Below are 23101 nucleotides of genomic sequence, written 5' to 3'. Positions count from 1 at the left end.
CATTCGCTGTCGACCGGGGAACCTTGGCAGCGTGAAGGTACACAAACTGCAAATCCGCCCGGTCGCAGCTACGCTATACTTTACCGATGATACTCAAGTTCTCACGCTTCGCCGCTCTCGCCGTACTCGGATTGTGCCTTTCGGGCTCGATTCTGAGCGGCTGTGCCAGCCAATCAGCCCCGCTCGCCCAGGCAGGCAGTGCCGAAGAGCTTTATCGAATGGCCAAGCGCTCACTGAATCAGGGCGATTTTCTGACAGCCATCGGCACCTTCGAGGTTCTAGGCGCCCGCTACCCCTTCGGCAGCTACACACAACAGGCTCAGCTGGACATCGCCTACGCCTACCTGAAACAGGATGAATTCGACAATGCGATCAATGCCGCCGATCGCTTCATCAAGCTCTACCCGCGTAACGAGAACATCGATTACGCCTATTACATCAAAGGTGTCAGCCACTTCTCCAGAGGCGGCTCCACCATGGAACGCATCTTTCCCAGAGACATGTCGAAGGTCAATCAGCAATGGTTGCGCGCGGCCTTTGCCGATTTCGATACCCTGGTCAGGCGCTTCCCCGAAAGCCGCTATGCCGAGGATTCCCTGGCCCGCATGGCCTATCTGAAAGACGAAATGGCCCGACACGAACTGAACACCGCGCAGTTCTATTACCAGCGCGGTGCCATGGTCGCCGTCGTCAACCGCATCAGCTATCTGCTGGAGCACTATGACGGTTCCCGCCACATACCCAATTCACTGGCACTGATGGCCGCCGCTTACGAGGCCATGGGTCAGACCGATCTGCAGCAGGATACGCTCAGGGTGCTGGCTGCCACCGCACCTGAACATCCTGCTCTGGATAAGGGTTGATCCACTGGTGCTGGGCAAGCAACTCCGCTGGCAATGGCACCTTCCGATATTCGCTGACTTACCGTAATACCCCGTCGCCAAACCGGCGTTTCTGACGAACAGGCCCGCAAACACACTCACGAGGCCGTGGCTGGCAAAACCGAGTGGTCTGGAACTTGCGTTTGACGCTTCCAGAATGATTGAACATATCCCCTCATCGTGAGTGCCCGTACAACGGCGGAAGGCTATTCCTCCGCCAAGTCAACGGTACACGTGCCCGACTGGCAAGTACTCAACCTCTTCAACCAGTATCGCTTTCTGCTGCTGCTGGCATCCGGCAGTGTGTATTACCTGTCAGAGGATCAACTCACCCTTGGTACTCGCAACGGTCCGCTGTTCGAGGTAGCGCATCTGGGCTATCTGGTCACGACGCTGAGCTTTGCCCTGTTGATTCGCCTCCGACGACCGGCAGTCGAAACCCAGTTCTACCTGCAGAACTACATGGATATCCTGCTGGTTTGTGTACTGATGTACGCCAGCGGCGGCATACAGAGTGGCCTGGGCCCCTTGCTGTTGATCAATCTGGCCCTGTTCAGCCAGGTATCCACCGCACGTCACGCTCTGCTGTTTGCCGCCATTGGCAGCATCGTGGTCATCGTCGAGGAATTGCTGTCCAATGTGCTGATCGGGAAACAGGCCGCCAATTTCGAGGCCACCGCAGTGCTGGGCTCCCTGCTGTTCGCCATCGCCTGGGTCATGACGGTACCTGTCAGAAAGGCCATGAATCGCCAGTTGGTCAGGTCCTCGCATTCGAGAGTCGTTCTGGATGTCGAAGAGATCTCTCAACTCAATGAGGAAATCATTCGAGAACTGGATTCCGGAGTCGTGGTCATAGACCCATCCGGTCAGGTGCAACTGATCAACGACACGGCGCGCAGCCTGCTTGCCGCAGAGTTCACACCCATGCCCGTGCATCTTCGACAGTTGTGTGTCGAGCTGATGGAAAGCCTGCAGGCCTCTGAACGCTCACCCACCCGTGAAACCCGCCCATTCGACATTGCCAGTACCGGCCAATCGCTATTGCCCAAGTTCATACCACTCTCACGTGGAGGAGTCCTGATCAAGCTGGACGACCACACGCACATCCTGCAACAGTTTCAGCAACTGAAACTGGCCTCTCTGGGACGCATGTCCGCCAGCATTGCCCACGAGATCCGCAATCCACTGGGTGCCATCTCGCATGCCGTTCAGCTGATCGAAGAATCACCGCAACTGGCGGCCAATGATGCGGACCTGTTGCAGATCGCCAAACGGCATACACTGCGCATCAACCGCATCATCGAAGACGTGCTGCAGTTGTCAAACCGGCAACAGGTCCGCAGCAGTGAAGTGAGTGTGGACGAGCAGGTTCAGGATTTCGCGCAGCGCTTCATTGCCGAGAACGAACTGAGCAGCGAGCAGCTGACGGTGGTGACCGAGCCGTGCCGTGCTCTGGTGGACCCCGGACACCTGGATCAGGTGCTGTGGAATCTGTGCACCAACGCCCAACTGCACAATGACTCCCGGAGCATCACCATCAGGATCAGCTGCTGGCAGTCCGATCGAGGCACGACTCTGATCGATGTGATGGACAACGGCTGCGGCATCTCCGACATGGACAAGGAAAACCTGTTCGAGCCCTTCTATTCCACCCACCATGCCGGAACCGGACTGGGCTTATTCATCATCCGCGAGCTTTGCGAGATCAACAAGGCCAGTATCGAATGCGTTCCGGGAGACACTGGCGCACACTTTCGAATCACACTTTCCGCAGCACAGGACATGGCAGCCTGATCATGACCCACACCGCATTGATCATCGATGATGAGGCCGATATACGGGAACTGATTGCCCTGTCTCTCGACCGCATCGGTCTGGACACGCATACCGCAGGCAATCTGGAAGAGGCCGAGAATCTGCTGCATTCCTACCGCTTCGATGTCTGTTTGACCGACATGAAGCTGCCCGATGGCAATGGCGTCGAATTCGTGACTCGGATCCACGAGATTCAGCCCGACTTGCCGGTGGCTGTCATCACGGCGCATGGCAACATGACAGCCGCCGTCGAGGCCATGAAGAACGGTGCCTTTGATTTTGTGTCGAAACCGGTGGACATCCGATTATTGAGAAGTCTGGTGACACAGGCCCTGAAGGTTGCCGAGACTACCGCAAATGCCAGTGCTTCAGTATCCGCTCTTCCACGGCAAACGACCGACCACAAGCAGGAAATCACTCAGCCCAATCAGTCAGCAGACAGTGAGCAGGAAACAGGAAGCCCGGCGGCAACCTCGGACAAGCCCGAGCTGCCTGCCGCTAGACCTGCAGAAAATGCAGAGACCAGTCAGCAGATCGGTCGCGAACGCCTCATCGGTCAGTCCGAACCCATGCAGGCCCTGCGCCGACTGATCGGAAAAGTTGCCAAGACCAATGCTCCTGTCTGGATAACCGGAGAATCGGGAACCGGAAAGGAACTGATTGCCCGTCTGGTCCATGAAAACGGACCTCGAGCAGACTCCCCGTTCATCGCCATCAACTGCGGCGCCATTCCTTCCGAACTGATGGAAAGCGAATTATTCGGGCATCGCAAGGGGAGCTTCACCGGCGCCCACTCGGACCACGATGGTCTGTTCAAGCGCGCCGAAGGAGGCACCCTGTTTCTCGATGAAGTCGCCGAGCTGCCATTGCACATGCAGGTGAAACTGCTGCGCGCCATACAGGAACGCAGCGTTCGCCCCGTGGGAAGCTCCGAGGAAATCAACGTGGATGCACGCATTCTCAGTGCCAGCCACAAGGACCTGGCCCTGGAAGTGGAACAGGGAAATTTTCGACACGACTTGTATTACAGACTGAACGTCATCTGCATCGAATCACCCAGCTTGAGAAAACGACCGGATGATGTCGTATCCATTGCACACCACATTCTCCACTCGATAGCGAAATCCAGCATTCCAGGGTCACCGGCTCGTCTCACGCCTGATGCCGAAAACCTGCTCGCAGCCTATGCATTTCCGGGCAATGTCCGGGAGCTGGAGAATATCCTCGAACGCTCGGTGGCCTTGAGCGATGATGGTGTCATCGATGCCCCGGACCTTGGCATTCAGGTGGCCGGTCACCGGCACGGAAAGACCGGGTCGGCGTTGAACGCGGCACATGTCAGCGGTGGCCGCGGCGAACATGACGAGCGAAAGGCAATACTGGAGATGCTGGAAAGCACTCGCTGGAACCGCAAGGCGGCAGCACGAGAGTTGGGAATGACCTACCGCCAGCTACGCTACCGAATACAGCAGTACGGTATCGACACCGACGACACCGGCACCGGTACCTGAAAAACGAGCAGCAGCACAAGGTATTCGTTTACGACAGCTTGCCAGCGACTGTTCGAGCGGCCGCCCTGTCCCGGCTTTGTCATGGATGTAACACGGTTACTGTCATCTGTTGACAGGAATGTCACTCCATTGTGCCAAACAGTTCAACCCTGACACAGTTCATGTTACTTGCAAGTGACTGTTTCTTCGATATTTATTATCGAGCTGCCACATTCATGGCAAATGGCACAGCCCCTGCACTTAACCATTTGTCCTCAAGGACGATACATCGTTCGTAGGTTCGGCTTGACACCAGCCTATCAATATCAAATCTCTGGAGATAGACCCTAAAATGGTTAAGACACAAAAAGGTTTTACACTGATCGAACTCATGATCGTTATCGCGATCATCGGCATTCTGGCTGCGGTCGCTGTGCCTCAGTACGGTCAGTACACGAAGCGCGCGAAGTTTTCTGAAGTGATCACGGCTACTGCCTCTGCCAAGACTGCAGTTACGTTGTGCTATCAGGAACAGAATGACATCGACCTGTGCGATGGCGGCGTTGCTGGTACAGGTGTACCTGCTGATATCGCAGCAGCACAGGGTGTTATCGCGACTCTGGCAACAGTAGATGGAACCATTACAGCTACTGGAACAGCAGAAGTTGACGGCACTACCTACATACTGACGCCAGTTGGCACTGATGACATGGCTACAAAACCTGCTGGCGGAGAACCTATGGGTTGGCTGGTCAGTGGCTCATGTGTGGATGCAAACCTCTGCAAACCATAATCTAGTCTACGGACCCTCATCAGGAGGAGCCGATGCACAGCCCGGGGCAGTTCGACCGGGCTGTTTCTGATTTCAGACCATTTTGTCGCAAGCCATGAAAACAGGCCAAACCGGATTTACGCTCATCGAGTTAATGGTTGTCATTGCCATTATTGGCGTGCTGGCTGGAATCGCCATACCGCAGTATGGAAACTACACAAAACGCGCGAAATTCTCGGAAGTAATAAGCTTCACTGCCGATCGGAAAAGCGCTGTAAACCTCTGTGCCCAGGAAACCAATTTCCTCACCGGCTGCTCCGGTGACAATGCCAATGGCAGCTACCCCGGAATACCCGACGACGTAACGACAGGCTTGGGCAAATACATTTCGTCCATCATCACCAAGGATGGGGTCATCTCGGTAGTGACCACTGATGAACTTGACGGTGTCGACTACGTTCTCATTCCGTCCAAGACCGATGAAATTGTCTCTTGGAGATCAGAGGGATCTTGTGATGTACTGAAGCTCTGCAAACACAACTGACCATTGCCGCTCTACTCGCAGGACCTCGGATTCGACCTTTGCAGTACAGTACCAGAGGGGTTAACAGGGCAGCGTCACGCGTCAATACGCAACTCGCTCGTCTCTCGAACGCGATCTGTACGCGCAAGCCGCCAGTTCCACTGTGACCCTTTCTCAGACTGGCGATTGCCGTCCCTGCTCCGAATCGCTTAAACGCTAAAGCAGCGTCAAGATTTGCCGATTCACTGTTAAGCATCCTCCCTGCATGGGCGGCGACGAAGCAATACTCAGGAAAGCTTAATGACACCCAACAACACGTTGAACGGCATCGCCAGGCAACTTGTCAGCCAGGGATTGGCGAGCGAGGAATCCGCTCTGGATGCTCTCGCGAAGAGCAAGGAAGGCAAGAAGGCTTTCCTGACAACACTTATCGAACACGGTGAAGTGGATTCGCGTGCCATCGCGCATTACATCGCGGGCGATTTTGGTCTTCCATTGTTTGATCTGCAGGCACTGTCTCCTGAGAGCATCCCCACCGAATACATCAAGGAAGAGCTGATATCCAGCCAGAATGCGGTGCCGATTGCGAAGCGAGGCTCACGTCTCTTCATTGCGATTTCCGACCCTACCAACAATGAACCTCTGGAAAAATACAAGTTTGCCTCCGGACTGAGTGTCGAGGCGATCATTGTCGATGAAGCCGCACTGGCGGACCTGCGCTCCCGAGTGCTGGATCAGAATTCGACGCTCGACGAAGGCCTGGACGACAGCTTCGATCTCGAGGTCGACACTGCCGATGATGCCGATCTGGAGGCCGATGTGTCAGGCGTTGACGAGACACCTGTGGTGCGCTTCGTCAACAAGGTCCTGCTCGATGCCATCAAACGCGGTGCATCGGATATTCACATCGAACCCTATGAGAAGATCTTTCGTATTCGGTTTCGTGTCGACGGTGTTCTGGAAGAAGTCGTGCATCCTCCTTTGGCAATGGCCGGCCGACTGACTGCGCGCATAAAGGTCATGTCGCGCATGGACATTTCCGAAAGGCGCGTGCCTCAGGATGGACGGATCAAGCTCAAGATCTCCAAGACCAAGGCGATCGATTTTCGTGTCAACACCTGCCCTACCCTGTTCGGCGAGAAAACGGTTCTGCGTATTCTTGACCCGAGCAGCGCTCAGCTGGGAATCGATGCACTGGGTTACGAGCCAGAACAGAAGAAACTGTACATGGAGGCACTGGCCAATCCGTACGGAATGATACTGGTTACGGGCCCGACCGGTAGTGGCAAGACCGTGTCACTGTATACCGGGCTGAACATACTGAACGAACCGGGCACCAACATATCAACCGCCGAGGATCCCGCCGAAATCAATCTGGCCGGTATCAATCAGGTCAACGTCAATGCCAAGGCGGGTCTGACGTTTGCCGAAGCATTGAAGTCCTTCCTGCGGCAGGATCCGGATGTGATCATGGTGGGTGAGATTCGTGATCTGGAAACGGCCAGCATCGCGGTCAAGGCGGCACAGACGGGTCACCTTGTGCTGTCCACCCTGCATACCAACGATGCCCCGCAGACGCTGTCACGACTGATCAACATGGGCGTGCCTCCATTCAATATTGCAACCGCAGTATCACTGATCATTGCTCAGCGACTGGGCAGGCGACTTTGCGAGGCCTGCAAGCAGCCTGAAGATGAATTGCCTCGCGATCTGCTGCTGGAAGAAGGCTTCAAGGAGGAGCAGCTGGACGGATTGCAACTCTACAAGGCTGTTGGCTGCAAGAAGTGCAACAAGGGATACAAGGGCCGTGTCGGCATCTACCAGGTCATGAAAATCAGTGAGGATATCGGCAAGATCATCATGGCGGGAGGCAATGCCATCGAGATCGCAGCTCAAGCCAGAAAAGAACGGATTCCCGATCTTCGAGAGTCTGCGTTGATGAAGGTCGCCCAGGGTGTCATGAGCCTTGAGGAAGCGAACCGAGTGACCAAGGACTAGAGCATGGCAAAGTCATCCGTGAAGGCCCCCATCATGTTCGAATGGGAAGGAAAGAACGCTTCCGGCCACAAGCAGAAAGGCATGATTTCCAGCCCCAGCGCTGACCTGGTCAAGGCCAAGCTGCGCCGGCAAGGCATCATTCCCTCGAAGATAAAAAAGAAGCGCAAGGAATTTGGCGGCAAGCAGAAGATCGAAGCAGGCGATATTGCACTCTTCGCTCGACAATTGACTACCATGATGGGTGCCGGTGTGCCCATGGTGCAATCATTCGAGATTGTTGCCAATGGTATGGAAAACAAGTCCATGCGGGACATGGTCAACGGCATCAAGGCGGAAGTCGAATCGGGCAGCAACCTGACCAACGCTCTGCGCAAGTACCCGGAACAATTCGACGAGCTGTTCTGCAGTCTGACGGAAGCTGGTGAACAGTCCGGAACCCTGGAAACCCTGCTTGGCGAAATTGCCACTTACAAGGAAAAATCGGAGTCGCTGAAGAAGAAGATCAAGAAAGCACTGTTCTACCCGGTGGCCGTACTCATCGTTGCTTTCATCGTAACCGCCATTCTGCTGGTATTCGTTGTACCTCAATTCGAGTCCCTGTTTGTTGGCATGGGTGGCGACCTACCGGCGTTTACCAAGATGATCGTCAGCGCATCCGAATTCATGCAGAGCTGGTGGTATGTTCTTTTCGGAGGTGTCGGATTGACCGTCTGGGTATTCATCCAGGCAAAAAAGCGCTCGAAACCCTTTGCAGAAGCCCTCGACAAACTCGCTCTGAAGGCACCGGTCTTCGGTGACATTGTCGTCAAGGCCGCAACCGCCCGTTTCGCTCGAACACTGGCGACAATGTCAAAGGCCGGTGTGCCCCTGGTGGAAGCCATGGAATCGGTGGCAGGTGTAGCTGGTAATTCGGTGTTCGAAAAAGCCATTCACAAGATGAAGGACGAAGCTGCAACCGGGCAGCGACTGACAGCCTCGATCGAAAGCTCCGGCTTGTTCTCGAACATGGTTGTTCAGATGGTATCGATCGGTGAAGAATCAGGCTCCATCGACGACATGCTGGGCAAGGTCGCCGACTATTACGAGGAAGAAGTGGATAACGCGGTGGATGCCATGACATCTCTGATGGAACCGATGATCATGGCCTTTCTCGGTGTGGTCATCGGTGGGTTGGTGGTCGGCATGTACCTGCCGATATTCAAGATGGGTGATGCGTTCTGATCAGTGTCACCTTGCACTGAACCGGTAGCGGGTAATCCCGTTACGCAAGGCATACGCTTTGCGTGACGGCCTCAATCCATCCATAATCCACTCATGTCGATCTTCGAACTGTTCCAATACAATGCCTTTGTCTTCTACGGCGTTGTAGCACTCGTCAGCCTCATGGTTGGCAGTTTCCTGAATGTGGTCATTCACCGTTTGCCCATCATGATGGAGCGTGCCTGGCGCGAAAACATGGCAGAATACGCGACGGCGGAAGCCGAAGCGTCTGCTATATCTGCAGATGATTCCGGGTCCGCGATTACAAGCGCTGCCGAGTCCGAGCCATTCAACCTCGCTGTCCCGCGTTCGCGCTGCCCGGCCTGCGGTTCGGAGATCAAGGCCTGGCAGAATATACCGGTCATCAGCTATCTGCTGCTCGCTGGCAGATGCGGTAACTGCCGCAATCCCATTTCAATTCGTTACCCCATCGTCGAATTCACGACCATGCTGCTATCACTGGTCGTAGCATGGCAGTTCGGACCAACGCCGCAAGCGGTGTTGGGCATTGTCGTGACCTGGTTTTTTGTATCCATGACCATGATCGATATCGATCATCAACTGCTGCCCGATTCGCTGACGCTGCCGCTCATGTGGATAGGCTTGCTCGCGGCTCTGCTGCCGGTCTTTACTGACCTGCAGTCCTCGGTCATTGGCGCAGCCGCCGGTTACATGGTGCTCTGGCTTGTCTATCAACTGTTTCGCATCGTCACTGGCAAGGAAGGCATGGGCTACGGCGATTTCAAGCTTCTGGCCGCAATAGGTGCGCTTCTCGGCTGGCAGGCATTGCCGGTCGTCATACTGCTCTCCTCTCTGGTTGGCGCAGTGGTGGGCCTGGCCTTGATAGCGATAACCGGTAGAGACAAGAACATACCCATTCCCTTCGGCCCCTATCTGGCAGCCGCAGGCTGGATAGCCATGCTCTGGGGAGAGTCATTGAGCCAGTGGTATTACGGTCTGCTTGCTTGACTGTCCTTGGTGTGCTGCCTGATGAATCAGCGTCGATCCGTTTCTGCGCGGTCGTCTCCTGTTCAGTCGTCTAAACAGATATCCGCATTCGCTCGAACCTTCAGGCTGAAATCACTTCAACGCTCGTTCGTCTGAACAGTTTGTGTATTCTCCTGCCGACATACCATCCAACGTTCAGTCGTCTAAACAATCGGCACCTGCTCGCCTCGTATCTGACTCTCCGTCCCGGTTTTCATGGCGGCACTGGCCCAGCCAACATCGTTGCAGGATTCCCGATCGCTCCGACTGACCTCCCGTGTCTCTGCATTTGAGTGGAATTGTTGTACGTGATCCGGAGCTGGACCGTGCATTCCGTCGAGCCCGACGTGCGAATACATTCTGGCCCGCGCAGCGTTCACGCTATCGTACTCGGTTCCATCCGGACCATACAGGCGGTATCGTCTGATCCTGGATACCTTGGCCTGAGCGCGCTGTCGGGAAGCAGCGTCCGCATTTGTCGCATGAGCATGACCACCCAGATCCGCACCATTCGGCCCTATACGTTCCAATCGAAAACCGCCTTCATGCAGTAGACGATGACAGGCACCGCAGACATGAACAGCGTTTTCCATGGTAGAACGGCCGCCATTTTCCCGATGAACGATGTGATGCCCTTCGACATGACGGGTAGATCCGCAACCCGGCATCTGGCAACGTCGATCTCGTGCACGAAGTTCTTTCAACTGACGCCGAGTAAAGGGTGGAGCCTTGCTGGCCGTGGCAAAGGCTTCTCCTGTCTCGTCTCTGACAACAAGCGTGAATCCGGCAATTTCAGCCAAACGCTGGGTAGTGGCGCGTGATACGGGGCCGGCACCGTGCAACCAGGGACGCTCGACAACAGCATTGGCGCGATGATCATCTGTCCGTTGAGATGCGGCGTCTTCCACGCATCCGTCGAGCAACTGATCAAGGTCAACATTGACATGAACGCGGTACCGATCAGCCATTGCTACAGCTTCTCCCGCATGTGCCAACGAACGGCGGCTCATCAGCAAGGCGGCATCGGCCCGGAGTTGCGTTGCCGTTGTTCTGGTCGGCATCTCGGCCGACGTCTTCTGCATACTGCCCGGTAAATCGGTTTTCTGGTGCGCAATATCCGAGGCATCGTTCGGACTCGCATCTTCCCCGCCCTCTCTGATCCAGTCTTCGCAATGCTCGAGTGAACGTCGAAATTCCTCTCCCAGCTCGCGAGGCAGCTCGATGACAATACGCGTGGTATGCACATCAGGCTCACTGATTCTCAATGAACGACGATCGTAGGCTCGCATTGCGGCATGGGAATCGCTGACATCCTGTCCGTGCTGCATGGCAAGCCGCGCGTCCTCATCACGATCGATATCATGGCGAAAACGAAGACAGTATTCGCGGGTTTCCGACACGGACAATGCGAGCGTTGCCAGCGCAAATTCCGCATCGGTTTGTGGTGTGGCCACACGCGTCACTTCACGCAGCTGCGAAAAGGAAATCTGCCCCAGAGTGAACAGGGATTCGAGAATCGGCAGGTCCTGCAGGGCTCGCCCAACTCGCAGTTGTTCCGATGCATTGGTCTTGGCAATTCCCAGATGGACATCCATCCAGACAATCATGCTGCGACAACCATCTTCCTTGTAGCGTTCCGCCTCATCAAACCGGACTTGCAATTTCAGTTGCTCGGCGAGGTTCCTGTCATTGGTACGGGAAAGCGACCTCAGTCGCTTGCCGATGTCCGTGTCGGAATCATCCTGCGGTTCGGACGGCTGACCACTGATCTGCCGAATGCGCTCACGCAGCTGCTCCACTTTCTCCGCTCTGTCCGATGATGCCTGACGAGCTCCTTCTATCAACGCCATGGCCAGACGGATGGCCTCTGCCTGCGTCACTCGTCCTTCCAGCTCTTTGTCGAAAGGCGTTGCCCTGGGGGGATGAGCTTCCGGTTGGCTGGCTGGTTCGCTGAATGCCTGTTCTACTTGCGCCTTGCGGGCTTTACGGGCCTCACCCTGCACCTCACCCTGCGCCTCACCCTGCGCCTCCGGTACCGACCCAGACCACCCTCTCGGCCCTCCTCCCATCACGCCAACACTCGAATCGTATTCCGAGGACTCTTCAGCAATGGCATTGTCATTCCAGAGCCATGACCATCCGGGATTACGCGTCTCTGACAAACCGCCCTCACCTTGCCTGGCGTGATATCGACTATTCATCGTGACTCCTTGTCTGACTGGGCATGTCGATAGTTTACGGTCAGGTATCGGCATCAAGATGTGATTCACACACAAAAACTGTAAATATAATCAGTCATCAGCATTCGTCAACACGGCAACGCAATATCGCCATCTGATCGCCATCAGATCGCCATCAGATCGCCATCAGATCGCCATCTGATCGCCCACTGCCGCCCACTGCCGCCCGCTGCCATCCGACTTCGCTACCCGCAATGCGAAGCAGATGCGTATCCTGATCGTTATCGCCACAAGCGGACTCAGATTCGCTGATCAGCAAACTCCCAAATCAGGTCAAACAGCGCTACCATGAGTGCTCGCAAGCTGATGAAGCCACTTTCCCATGCAACTTGTCGGATTGACTGGCGGCATCGCCAGTGGCAAATCCCTGGTATCCAGTACCTTCGAGCAGTTGGGTATTCCGGTCATCGACGCTGACTTGCTGGCTCGAGAGGTGGTTGAGCCAGGTAGCCGAGGATTGCAGGCTCTGGCGGCGCATTTCGGCCCGGACATCCTGACTTCCGGTGGTGAACTGAACCGCGCTGTGCTCCGTAGTCTCGTGTTTGCCGACGAATCCGAACGGAAGTTCCTTGACGACACGCTGCACCCATTGATCCGCCAACTGTCTGATCAACGCGTGACTGCGTTGTCACAGGAGGCGCATCCCTACATCATCTTTGCAGTGCCATTGCTGCTTGAAACCGGTCAACAGGACCGTTTCGATCGCATCGTTGTGGTGGATGTCCCGGAGTCGGTGCAGATGGCCCGACTGCTGGCACGTGACGGCTCTTCCGAGAAGGAGGCGCGTGCCATTCTGGCTTCGCAGGCAACACGCGAGGACAGGTTGTCCATTGCCGACGATGTCATCAACAATGCTGGCAGTATCGATGACACCCGCAAGCAGGTGTCTGCGCTGCATGAGAAATACATCGCTGCGGATCTGCACCCAGACTGAGAGGCAGCGCTGGCGTCGACTGCAAGGGACGATCCTGCAACGGCCCACGCCCTACGCGAAACGTCCCACGCATAACGCACAACGCCCCACACCGACCAGTACCAACCGCCTATAAGCCCGACCCGCCGATCTACACCTCGGCCAGCAACTGATCCACGATCACCTGATTGGCTTCCGGAAATTCCAGATCAGCCAGGCCCCGCAGTGGCACCCATTCCAGGCGCTGTCCTTCCATCCCTTGCGGAGTACCCTCGAAGGCCAACACGTCCCAGAAATGCAGTCGCACCTGCTTGTCGGGGTAGCTGTGCTCGATCACCACACGTTCCGTACAGCGCGTCGCCGTGATGGCGATCTCCTCGACCAGTTCCCGCACCAAACCGGCCTGCAGAGTCTCACCGGGTTCCAGCTTGCCCCCGGGAAATTCCCAGCGATTGCCCTGATGCTGTTCGGGTTTGCGCAAGGCCAGCAACACCTGGTCACCGGAGTCGTTGAAAATGACGCCGGCAACGACGTCGATAACCTTCATTGACCGAGACTCAGGCGGATGTGCAGGAATCTGACAGAGGCAGGCCGATCAGCCTCACGAGCGATAATCGGCATTGATGCTGACATAGTCGTGAGACAGGTCGCTGGTGTAGATGGTCGCCTGCGCAGACCCTCGAGCCAGGTCGACCGTGACGTCGATCTCCTCACGAGCCATGACAGCCGCCCCTCTCTCTTCCGTATAACCTGCGGCGATACCCGCATTCTCGAAAGCCACGACATCACCGAGTGACACGGTCACTTTCGAGGCATCCAGAGAGTCGACACCGGCCTTGCCGATGGCCGCCAGCAGTCGCCCGACGTTGGCATCGCTGGCGAACATGGCCGTCTTGACCAATGGTGAATTGGCAATGGCGTAACCGACCAGCTTGCACTCCGCAGTATCGCGTCCGCCGGTCACCTTGACCGTGATGAACTTGGTAGCACCTTCGGCATCCCGGATGATGGCCTGTGCCAGATCACTGCAGACTCGGGTCAGGGCGGACATGAACTCGGCCCATTGCGGATGATCGGCATGCAATGCCTCGCCGACACCGGTGGCCACCAGCACACAGGCATCGTTGGTGGATGTATCACTGTCCACCGTTATCGAATTGAAGGACACATCAACCGATTCCCGCAATGCCCGATTCAGGTCGTCCTGACCGATGGTGGCATCGGTGAAGACATAACTCAGCATGGTTGCCATGTTCGGCTGGATCATGCCGGCGCCCTTGGCCATCCCGGTAATCGTCACGTCCTGCCCATTGATGGTGACACTCTGTGAGGTCAGCTTGGGCTGGGTGTCGGTTGTCATGATGCCGCGGGCGGCGTTCTCCCATTGGGGCAAGGCCAGCTCTTCTGCACCTTCAAGCATGGTGGCTGCTCGTGCGATACCGGACCGCATGATGTCATCGGGCAGCAACTGACCGATGACACCCGTCGAGAATGGCAATACCGAGCCGGAATCCACACCCAGGGCTGCAGCCAAGGCCTGGCAGTGCCCATTGGCCATGTCGATCCCGGGCTGCCCGGTGCCGGCATTGGCATTTCCGGAGTTGATCAACAGTGCCCGCACCCGTCCATCGCAGGCTTGCAATTGCTCACGAGCCACCGACACCGGCGCGGCGCAGAAGGCGCTCTGCGTGAACACCGCAGCCGTGACGGCAGTTTCCGTCAGACTGGCCACCACCATATCGGCACTGCCGTTGGATTTGAGACCGGCCACCAGTGTGGCCAACGTGACGCCCCGAACCGGAGTAGCCGGGGCCAGATTCAGATTGACAGGCATGGCTCAGCCCAACTTCCCGTGGCAATTCTTGTACTTCTTGCCTGAACCACAGGGACAGGGCTCGTTGCGGCCGACCTTGGGCATGTCCCGTCTGACCGGCTGACTGGGAGCCGCAACCTCGCCACCGGCGGATTCGGCAGCGGCCTCTCTGGCGGCGGCTGCCGATGCCACGGCGGCATCACCCACTGCGTCCGCATCGCCTGCCAGGGCGCTGGATACTTCCCGGTGCTCATAGCTGACCTGCGTCGACTGCGAAGGGGCCTGGCGAGCAGCGGCCTGAGCCTGCGCCTCTTCCACCTGCTCGGCACTACGCACCTGCACCTTGCTCAGAACCGAGACCACCTGGCTCTTGTACTCGCCCAGCATGGTGGTAAACAGTTCGAAGGCCTCACGCTTGTATTCCTGCTTCGGGTTCTTCTGCGCATAACCCCGCAGACCAACGCTCTGCCGCAGGTAGTCCATACCCGCCAGATGCTCCTTCCAGCTGTCATCGAGCGCCTGCAGGGCAACGTAGCGTTCGAAGTTGCGCAGCCCCTCCGCACCCGCAGTGGCTTCCTTCTGGTCATAGTCTTCCACCAGCGTGCTCATGATGCGAGTGGTGATGTCTTCCTCGGGCAGGTTCGGCTCGGCATCCAGCCAGGCTTGCACATCGATATCCTGATTGGTCATGGTCTTGAGTTCATCACGCAGACCATCCAGATTCCACGCTTCCGCCAGCGATCCCGGTGGCACATAACGCGTGACCAGTTCGGGAATGATCTCCTCTCGAAGCTCATCCACCAGATCCCGCATGTTCTCGGTTTCCATGAGCTCGTTGCGCTGCTCGTAAACCACCTTGCGCTGATCGTTGGCGACGTCATCATATTCGAGCAGGTTCTTGCGCATGTCGAAGTTGTGACCTTCCACCTTGCGCTGTGCATTCTCGATGGCCTTGGTCACCCAGGGATGCTCGATGGCCTCGCCTTCCTCCATGCCCAGCTTCTGCATCAGATTGCTGACCCGTTCGCTGGCAAAGATACGCATCAGGCTGTCTTCCAGCGACAGGTAAAAGCGTGTGGAACCCGGATCCCCCTGACGGCCGGAACGACCACGAAGCTGATTGTCGATGCGGCGGGATTCGTGTCGCTCGGTACCGATGATATGCAGTCCACCGGACTTCAGGACTGCATCATGCCGTTCCTGCCATCCACTCTTGACGGCCACGGCATCCTTGTCACCTTCGGCGGCCGTCAGCATCGCTGCCAGTTCCGCCTCGAGACTGCCACCGAGCACGATATCGGTACCACGACCCGCCATGTTGGTGGCAATGGTGACCGCACCGGGCCGGCCGGCGTTTTCAATGATATTGGCTTCGCGCTCATGCTGCTTGGCGTTGAGCACTTCGTGCTTGATGCCTTTCTGCTTCAACAGACCGGACAGGTATTCAGAGGTCTCGATGGAAGTCGTACCGACCAGCACCGGTTGCTCACGTTTGGCGCAGTCCTCGATATCCTCGATGATGGCATCGTATTTCTCCCGCTGCGTCAGGAACACCAGATCGGCCTTGTCGTCTCGCACCATGGGACGATGGGTAGGGATGACGACCACTTCCAGACCATAGATGGACTGGAATTCGAAGGCTTCGGTGTCTGCCGTTCCGGTCATACCGGCCAGCTTGTTGTACAGACGGAAGTAGTTCTGGAAGGTGATGGATGCCAGCGTCTGATTTTCACGCTGAATGGTGACGCCTTCCTTCGCTTCGATGGCCTGGTGCAAGCCTTCCGACCAGCGTCTTCCAGGCATGGTGCGACCCGTGAATTCGTCCACGATCACGATGTGGTCGTTGTTGACGATGTAGTCGATATCCTTCTGGTAGATGGCATGTGCCCGCAAGGCGGCATTCAGGTGGTGCAGTACCGCAATGTTCGATGGGTCGTAGAGACTGGCGTCTTCCTGCAGAATGCCTTCTTCGATCAGAATCTCTTCGATTCTTTCCATGCCGGATTCGGTCAGGTGGACCTGCTTGCCCTTTTCATCCACCGAATAATCGCCTTCGCTTTCTTCATCGGCAGCCCTGTTCAGCTTGGGGACCACGGCATTGAGCTTGCCATAGAGCTCACTATCGCCATCTGCCGGGCCGGAGATGATCAGCGGTGTACGCGCCTCATCGATCAGGATGGAATCCACTTCATCGATGATGGCGAAGTTCAGGCCGCGCTGTACCCGCTGCTCTGGCGTGTGAGCCATGTTGTCACGCAGGTAATCGAAGCCGAATTCGTTGTTGGTACCGTAGGTGATGTCGCAGGCATAGGCCGCTCGACGATCGTCAGTTGACAGTCCGCCGACGATGACACCAGTCGACAACCCCAGAAAGCCGTACAGTTTTGCCATCCACTCCGAGTCACGTTGGGCCAGGTAATCGTTGACGGTAATGACATGAACCCCTTTGCCGCTCAGTGCATTGAGATAGACGGCAGTGGTCGCGACCAGGGTCTTGCCCTCACCGGTGCGCATCTCGGCAATCTTGTTGTTGTTCAGGACCATGCCGCCGATGAGCTGAACATCGAAATGACGCATGCCCAGTGCCCGCTTTCCCGCCTCTCGGGTGACGGCAAAGGCCTCCGGCAGCAGTTGGTCGAGAGTCTCCCCCTTTTCGAGGCGCTCACGGAACTCGACGGTCTTGGCGGCCAGCTCTTCATCGGACAGAGACTGCAGGCCAGGCTCCAGATCGTTGATTGCCGCCACGTTCTTGCTCAGACGTTTGACGGTGCGATCATTACTGCTGCCGACGAGTTTCTTGACCAGATTAGCTAACATGAATACCGACCTTAGATGGCAGCGCTAGGCTGCAGTTGCGCACCGCAATGGCTGTGGGTGCTCTAATACGTGCCATGCCTCCCGTGGCATGAACTCTTATTATTACATTTAACCTGTGCTGCTCGTCAGCTTCATCGAATGTAAAGCTGTGGGTCAAGCGACCGACCGTTGCGCCTGACTTCGACGTGCAGATGCGTTCCGGTGGAACGCCCGGTAGAGCCCATGGTGGCGATGGTCTGGCCCTTGCTCACGCGCGCACCCAATGGCACCAGATTGGCGTGGTTATGCGCATAGCGTGTCCGATACCCGCCCGGATGCTCCAGTTCCACCAGATTGCCATAACCTCCGTTCTTGCCCGAATACGTCACGATACCGTCCGCCAGTGCCATGATGCGACTACCTGGCTTGCCCCCCAGGTCCAGCCCCTGATGCAGCTGACGTCGTCCCGTGAACGGATTGACACGATAGCCGTAGCGCGAGCTGACATGCGCTTCGACCACTGGTAAACCGGATACCCTGAAATCATGCGCCAGGCGTCGCTCGCGATACACGCTTTCCAACCTGGCAGCCTGTTCGGAAATATGGACGAGGTTCCGTTTTACAAGCGGCAATGAAGCTTCCAGCGACGATATCGCCGAGCTCGATTGCCTGTGTCCGGCAAGCGGTCGCAGCGAATCGCGCCGGAATCCGGAAGTTTCGGACTCGTTCTGGCGGGAGTCCTCGTCGATGAAGAACTCCGATGCTTCTGCCGGTTCGAACTCGTCACTCGATTCCTGCTGCAGCGGCTTGAAGTCCATGTCCAGATCGAACTCGCCATCCTCCAGCTGCGCAACATCGGCAAGCCGCAGGAAGAGCACTCGCAGATTGACGATTTCCGCCTGCAGTCTGCCCAGCTCGGCGGCCAGCAACGATTGAGACCGCGCTGCAGCCATGGCCTCTCCGGTTTCGGCAGCGGCCAGCTGCGGCAGGTCACTTTCCGCATGCACGTCGCTGACCGACCACGGCTGCTGCATCGCCAGGGCGTATCCCAACGCGCCACTGCCGGCGACCAGACACAGCAGCATCAGAGTTGGAGCAATGCTCGAGCCGTGTTTTAATCTCCACAGCGCGAACCTGGCCAGCCTCAGACGCAATGCCATCGGCAGAAGCCTGATTCTTCTGCGCTCAGAGAATGTTTTCATGAAATCATTGCACAACCTGATCAACAAGACGACGCGTGCTGCCATGCAGCAGGACAGTCAGATGAAACAGGTGATTTCACGGATTGTGCCATCCACCTCCATGGCCCATATCAATTTCTGCAGGCTGGAAGCTGGACGACTGCGCATCACCGTGGATAATGCGAGCTGGATCGCAAAACTGCGATTCAGTGAGCGCCAGATTGTTGGCGCGCTGCGTGAGGCCAGAATGGACGTGGTCACACTCAGCTTTCACGTCGCCCCGGCTGAAACGCCGGTCAGCTGCGCCACGCCGCCAGCCATGGATCGCAGTTCCAACAAGGCAGCTCTTGCCCTGCTGGCGCTGGCTGAGAGCACGGCTCGGGCGCACAACGAAGAGGCAGGCATTGCTGATCCTCCGCCCCTTCCCGACGCTGGCGATCAACCGTCGACCGCGGGAGACAATGCGGAGAGTGACGACACGGTGAAGGATGGCGGCAATACGGCGCAGCCCGATGCTCGGACAACACACTCGGTGGTGCGTCCGGCGGATGACAGCCTGCGCCAGGAATTGCTGAAACTGGCTGCCAGACTCAGGGAAGAACCCTGACGGAACGCCCGGAAGTTCTGTCCTGAAACGCTATCTTGACTAGCCGACAGCTTCAGACGGCTGTACGTAGGAGATGGGCGACACTTCGGTGTTCTTGCCTTCGAACACGACTTCTTCCCAGCTCTGCGGCTGATTCAGGAGCTCTCGCACCAGCAGGTTGTTCAATGCATGACCCGACTTGTAACCATCGAAGGAGCCGATGATGCTGCGTCCCAGCAGATACAGGTCGCCAATGGCGTCGAGAATCTTGTGACGAACGAATTCGTTCTTGTAGCGCAGGCCGTCTTCATTGAGCACGCGATAATCGTCGATGACGATAGCATTGTCCATGCTGCCCCCGAGTACCAGATCACGCTTGCGCAGTTCCTCGATATCGCGCATGAAACCGAAGGTACGAGCACGACTGATTTCCTTCACGAATGACGTGGTGGAGAAGTCCACCTCGGCAGTACGGCTGTCACTCTCGAACACCGGATGATCGAAATCGATGGTGAACTTCACCTTGAAACCATTGAAGGGCTCGAAGCGTGCCCACTTGTCATCCACTCGAACTTCAACAGGCTTCTTGATGCGAATGAAACGCTTGGGCGCGCCCTGCTCGAGAATACCGGCTGATTGCACCAGAAACACGAATGGAGCTGCACTGCCATCCATGATGGGAATCTCGTCGGCACTGACATCGACATGGCAATTGTCAACTCCCAGACCGGCCAAGGCCGCCATCAGGTGTTCGATGGTGGACACACGAATGCCGTCACTGTTGTACAAGGAGGTGGCGAGTTCGGTGCTCTTGACGCCCAGGGCGTCGTTGCGAATGACAGCAGCCGGGCTCAGATCGGTACGACGAAATACAATGCCTGCATTGATGGGGGCCGGACTCAGAGTCAGGTAGATTTTCTTGCCCGTGTGCAGGCCTACGCCAGTTGCACGAATCGAATTCTTTAACGTTCTTTGTCGTATCACGATGTAATCCTGCTGCAACCGGGAAAGCTTGCCTATCTTGTATATAGCACCTCTGGCCAGTTTTTCAGGGCCAATGGATACATCAGGACAATGACAAACAGTTTACCGGTACAACCGCTACGCCGGCTTCCAGGAATCAGGAGCCCGGCTTGGTAGCGTCCGCTGTGGAGTCAAGTTTAATCCACTCCGGGAAGTACCCTTGTGGGGTACTCCCCAGAACCTCGGGAATGTTACTGGATAATACGACTGCCTGCTCAAACCTTGACCAGGTGTAATGCTGTACTAATCTGCCTGACGACGCAAAAATGCCGGAATATCAAGGTATTCCACGTCATGACCGCCGTTCGCAGGACCTGTTCCCTGAGCGCCGCGAGGATTCTTGCGAATCACGGTTGGTTTGTCATATCCGGCATAGGCCGCCTGGGCAGCGCTACCCTGATGGTTGGCATTCCCACCTTGTGAGTAGGCTGCCGCTGCACCACCAGCTGCAGCACGAGGCTGTTGCACAGAGCGTAACTGTTGTGCCTGAGCCTGATGACCCAGTCCGGTGGCCACAACCGTGACTCGCAGCTCGCCTTCGAGCGACTCGTCAATGGCAGTACCCACAACCACGGTTGCATCATCGGCAGCGAAGGAGCGAACCACATTGCCCACTTCCTCGAACTCACCGATGGCCATGTCCAGACCGCAAGTGATGTTGACCAGGATGCCGCGAGCACCTGCCAGATCGATGTCTTCGAGCAGCGGGCTGGAGATGGCCATCTCGGCCGCTTCAGTCGCACGCTCATCGCCACGGCCGACGCCGGAGCCCATCATCGCCAGACCCATTTCGCTCATGACCGTACGCACGTCGGCAAAATCGACGTTGATCAGGCCGGGGTTGGTGATCAGTTCGGCAATACCCTGCACCGCGCCTCGCAGAACGTCATTGGCAGCACGGAAGGCGTCCAGCAGGCTGATGTTCTTGCCCAGAACGGACAACAGCTTTTCGTTGGGAATGGTAATCAGAGAATCGACGTGGCCTCGCAGCTCTTCGATACCGGCTTCCGCCGTACGCATGCGCTTGTTGCCTTCGAAGGGAAACGGCTTGGTGACAACAGCTACTGTCAGTACGCCCATTTCGCGAGCAATCTGCGCAACCACGGGAATGGCTCCGGTGCCGGTTCCGCCGCCCATGCCAGCGGTGATGAACAGCATGTCGGTCCCTTCGATCAGGTCCTGGATGCGATCACGATCTTCCATCGCGGCCTGACGTCCGATCTCGGGGTTGGCGCCGGCGCCCAGGCCCTTGGTGATGCTCTGACCGATATGCAGGACAGTCTGTGCATGCATGCCCTTGAGTGCCTGTGCATCGGTATTGGCGCAGATGAAGTCCACACCTTCAATACCGGACTGCACCATGTGCTGAACCGCGTTGCTGCCGCCTCCACCGACACCGACGAGCTTGATTACGGGGGAGTCATTGATTGAGTCAACAAGTTCAAACATCTTTAATTCTCCTAATCTTAGTTATATGAGTCGTACGTTCTCTATCGCGATCGGAATCTTGCGTTCCGTTTCGCTCCCGGGGTCTGCAAATGAACTACTGAACTTCGAACTGCAAGAAACTGCCTCTAGAAATTTCGCCGAATCCAACCCAGCAACTGCTTGATCAAGCCTTCTTTAGCAGTGGCAGGTTCAACCGGTTTGCTGCGTGGCGCCTTGCGGCTGCGCTGCCCGTAGAGCAGCAAACCCACGCCTGTGGCATGAATCGGGTTCCGAGTGATATCGGTCAGACCTTCGACATGCTGCGGCACTCCCAACCTCACTGGCATGTGGAAAATCTCCTCAGCCAGTTCCACAACGCCTTCCATCTTCGACGTACCACCGGTCAGAACCACTCCGGCGGCACAGGCATCTTCAAATCCGCTGCGTCTCAGTTCGCTCTGAACCAGACCCAGCAGCTCTTCGTAACGCGGCTCGACCACTTCGGCCAGCGTCTGTCGGGCCAGGCGGCGCGCATTGCGATCGCCAACACCCGGCACCTCGATCATGTCGTCCGGACTGGCCAGCTGGCGCAGTGCACAGGCGTACTTGACCTTGATTTCCTCGGCGAACTGCGTGGGTGTACGAAACGCCACTGCGATGTCATTGGTCACCTGATCACCTGCCACCGGAATGACTGCGGTGTGACGGATGGCGCCTTCGGTGAAAATGGCGATATCGGTCGTGCCACCACCCATGTCGACCAGCAGCACGCCCAGATCGCGCTCATCATCCGTGAGTACGGCATGGCTGGAGGCCAGTTGCTCGAGAATGATGTCCTCGACTTCCAGATCGCAGCGCTGGATGCACTTGGCGATGTTCTGCGAGGCGCTGATCGAACCGGTCACCAGATGCACCTTGGCTTCCAGTCGAACACCTGACATGCCGACGGGTTGATGGATACCGTCCTGGTTGTCGATGATGAACTCCTGGGGCAGGACATGCAGTACTCGCTGGTCAGCCGGAATGGCTACCGCCTTGGCCGCGTCCACGACACGCTCGACATCGTCCTGCTGCACCTCGGAGTTCTTGATGGCCACGATGCCGTGGGAATTGAGGCTCTTGATGTGCGAGCCGGCAATCCCCGCGAAGACGGACTGGATCTTGACCCCTGCCATGCGCTCGGCTTCCTCGACGGCCTTGCTGATCGCATTGACGGTGCTTTCGATGTTGATGACGACGCCCTTCTTCATTCCCTGCGACGGGTGAGACCCGAGGGCAATGAGTTCGACATTGCCGTCATCGTCTATCTCGGCGACCAGTGCGACTATCTTCGACGTGCCTATGTCCAGGCCGACGATCATCTGCTTGTCTGCTGTTGGATCCATTACGATATCT

General features: G+C 56.9%; 18 protein-coding genes. 10 read left to right on the top strand and 8 right to left on the bottom strand.

The features are described from left to right. Positions 1-86: 86 nt before the first annotated feature. The 8 genes from ACUNV4_RS01075 to ACUNV4_RS01040 all read left to right on the top strand — a co-directional run bounded on the left by ACUNV4_RS01075 (position 87) and on the right by ACUNV4_RS01040 (position 9708). A complete protein-coding gene (locus tag ACUNV4_RS01075) occupies positions 87-863 on the top strand; it encodes an outer membrane protein assembly factor BamD (RefSeq protein ID WP_430876630.1) in 777 nt (258 codons plus the stop codon). A 198-nt stretch (positions 864-1061) separates the two neighbouring features. After that, complete coding sequence (locus ACUNV4_RS01070; RefSeq protein WP_430876629.1) at positions 1062-2675, top strand: sensor histidine kinase; 1614 nt, start codon at positions 1062-1064, stop codon at positions 2673-2675. A 2-nt stretch (positions 2676-2677) separates the two neighbouring features. Continuing rightward, positions 2678-4207, top strand: a complete 1530-nt coding sequence (locus ACUNV4_RS01065) for a sigma-54-dependent transcriptional regulator (RefSeq protein ID WP_430876628.1) — start codon at positions 2678-2680, stop codon at positions 4205-4207. A 331-nt stretch (positions 4208-4538) separates the two neighbouring features. Further along, entirely contained in the window at positions 4539-4979 is a 441-nt protein-coding gene (locus ACUNV4_RS01060) for a pilin (protein WP_430876627.1), read from the top strand. A 94-nt stretch (positions 4980-5073) separates the two neighbouring features. Further along, positions 5074-5502, top strand: coding sequence for a pilin (locus tag ACUNV4_RS01055; protein WP_430876626.1), 429 nt, complete (start codon positions 5074-5076; stop codon positions 5500-5502). Between the two features lie 279 nt (positions 5503-5781). Further along, entirely contained in the window at positions 5782-7479 is a 1698-nt protein-coding gene (pilB, locus tag ACUNV4_RS01050) for a type IV-A pilus assembly ATPase PilB (protein WP_430876625.1), read from the top strand. A 3-nt stretch (positions 7480-7482) separates the two neighbouring features. Beyond that, positions 7483-8700, top strand: a complete 1218-nt coding sequence (locus ACUNV4_RS01045; protein WP_430876624.1) for a type II secretion system F family protein — start codon at positions 7483-7485, stop codon at positions 8698-8700. A gap of 93 nt (positions 8701-8793) precedes the next feature. After that, positions 8794-9708 carry a prepilin peptidase gene (locus ACUNV4_RS01040; protein WP_430876623.1) on the top strand — a complete coding sequence of 305 codons (915 nt, stop codon included), beginning with the start codon at positions 8794-8796 and terminating at the stop codon, positions 9706-9708. 182 nt (positions 9709-9890) lie between these two features. Here the strand turns inward: ACUNV4_RS01040 and ACUNV4_RS01035 are convergent, their stop codons facing one another. After that, a complete protein-coding gene (locus ACUNV4_RS01035) occupies positions 9891-11927 on the bottom strand; it encodes an HNH endonuclease signature motif containing protein (RefSeq protein ID WP_430876622.1) in 2037 nt (678 codons plus the stop codon). Between the two features lie 361 nt (positions 11928-12288). Here ACUNV4_RS01035 and coaE point away from each other — a divergent pair, with 361 nt between their 5' ends. After that, complete coding sequence (gene coaE, locus ACUNV4_RS01030) at positions 12289-12900, top strand: dephospho-CoA kinase (RefSeq protein ID WP_430876621.1); 612 nt, start codon at positions 12289-12291, stop codon at positions 12898-12900. 130 nt (positions 12901-13030) lie between these two features. Here the strand turns inward: coaE and mutT are convergent, their stop codons facing one another. From mutT to ACUNV4_RS01010, 4 genes are all read right to left on the bottom strand, one after another. Next, positions 13031-13426 (bottom strand): 8-oxo-dGTP diphosphatase MutT, encoded by a 396-nt coding sequence (gene mutT / locus ACUNV4_RS01025; protein WP_430876620.1) that lies wholly within the window; start codon positions 13424-13426, stop codon positions 13031-13033. 54 nt (positions 13427-13480) lie between these two features. After that, complete coding sequence (argJ, locus tag ACUNV4_RS01020; protein WP_430876619.1) at positions 13481-14713, bottom strand: bifunctional glutamate N-acetyltransferase/amino-acid acetyltransferase ArgJ; 1233 nt, start codon at positions 14711-14713, stop codon at positions 13481-13483. Positions 14714-14716: 3 nt separating this feature from the next. Continuing rightward, the gene (gene secA / locus ACUNV4_RS01015; RefSeq protein WP_430876618.1) at positions 14717-17509 is read right to left on the bottom strand and encodes a preprotein translocase subunit SecA; all 2793 of its coding nucleotides are present in this window, start codon (positions 17507-17509) and stop codon (positions 14717-14719) included. A gap of 131 nt (positions 17510-17640) precedes the next feature. Further along, the gene (locus ACUNV4_RS01010) at positions 17641-18690 is read right to left on the bottom strand and encodes a M23 family metallopeptidase (protein ID WP_430876617.1); all 1050 of its coding nucleotides are present in this window, start codon (positions 18688-18690) and stop codon (positions 17641-17643) included. Between ACUNV4_RS01010 and ACUNV4_RS01005 the strand changes: the two genes are divergently transcribed. After that, on the top strand, positions 18689-19276 hold the full coding sequence (locus tag ACUNV4_RS01005; RefSeq protein WP_430876616.1) for a DciA family protein: 588 nt from the start codon (positions 18689-18691) through the stop codon (positions 19274-19276). The two genes, ACUNV4_RS01010 and ACUNV4_RS01005, sit on opposite strands and share 2 nt — an antisense overlap. A 39-nt stretch (positions 19277-19315) precedes the next feature. Here the strand turns inward: ACUNV4_RS01005 and lpxC are convergent, their stop codons facing one another. From lpxC to ftsA, 3 genes are all read right to left on the bottom strand, one after another. Beyond that, on the bottom strand, positions 19316-20239 hold the full coding sequence (gene lpxC / locus ACUNV4_RS01000) for a UDP-3-O-acyl-N-acetylglucosamine deacetylase (protein WP_430876615.1): 924 nt from the start codon (positions 20237-20239) through the stop codon (positions 19316-19318). Positions 20240-20521: 282 nt separating this feature from the next. Then, positions 20522-21727: a cell division protein FtsZ gene (gene ftsZ, locus ACUNV4_RS00995; RefSeq protein WP_430876614.1), complete on the bottom strand. Its 1206-nt coding sequence runs from the start codon at positions 21725-21727 to the stop codon at positions 20522-20524. A 125-nt stretch (positions 21728-21852) separates the two neighbouring features. Further along, the gene (gene ftsA, locus ACUNV4_RS00990) at positions 21853-23091 is read right to left on the bottom strand and encodes a cell division protein FtsA (protein ID WP_430876613.1); all 1239 of its coding nucleotides are present in this window, start codon (positions 23089-23091) and stop codon (positions 21853-21855) included. Between the last annotated feature and the right edge of the window lie 10 nt (positions 23092-23101).

This window comes from Granulosicoccus sp. 3-233 (assembly GCF_052681095.1).
The sequence above is the reverse complement of the archived record's forward strand: the minus strand, read 5'-3'. Positions and strand labels throughout refer to the sequence as shown.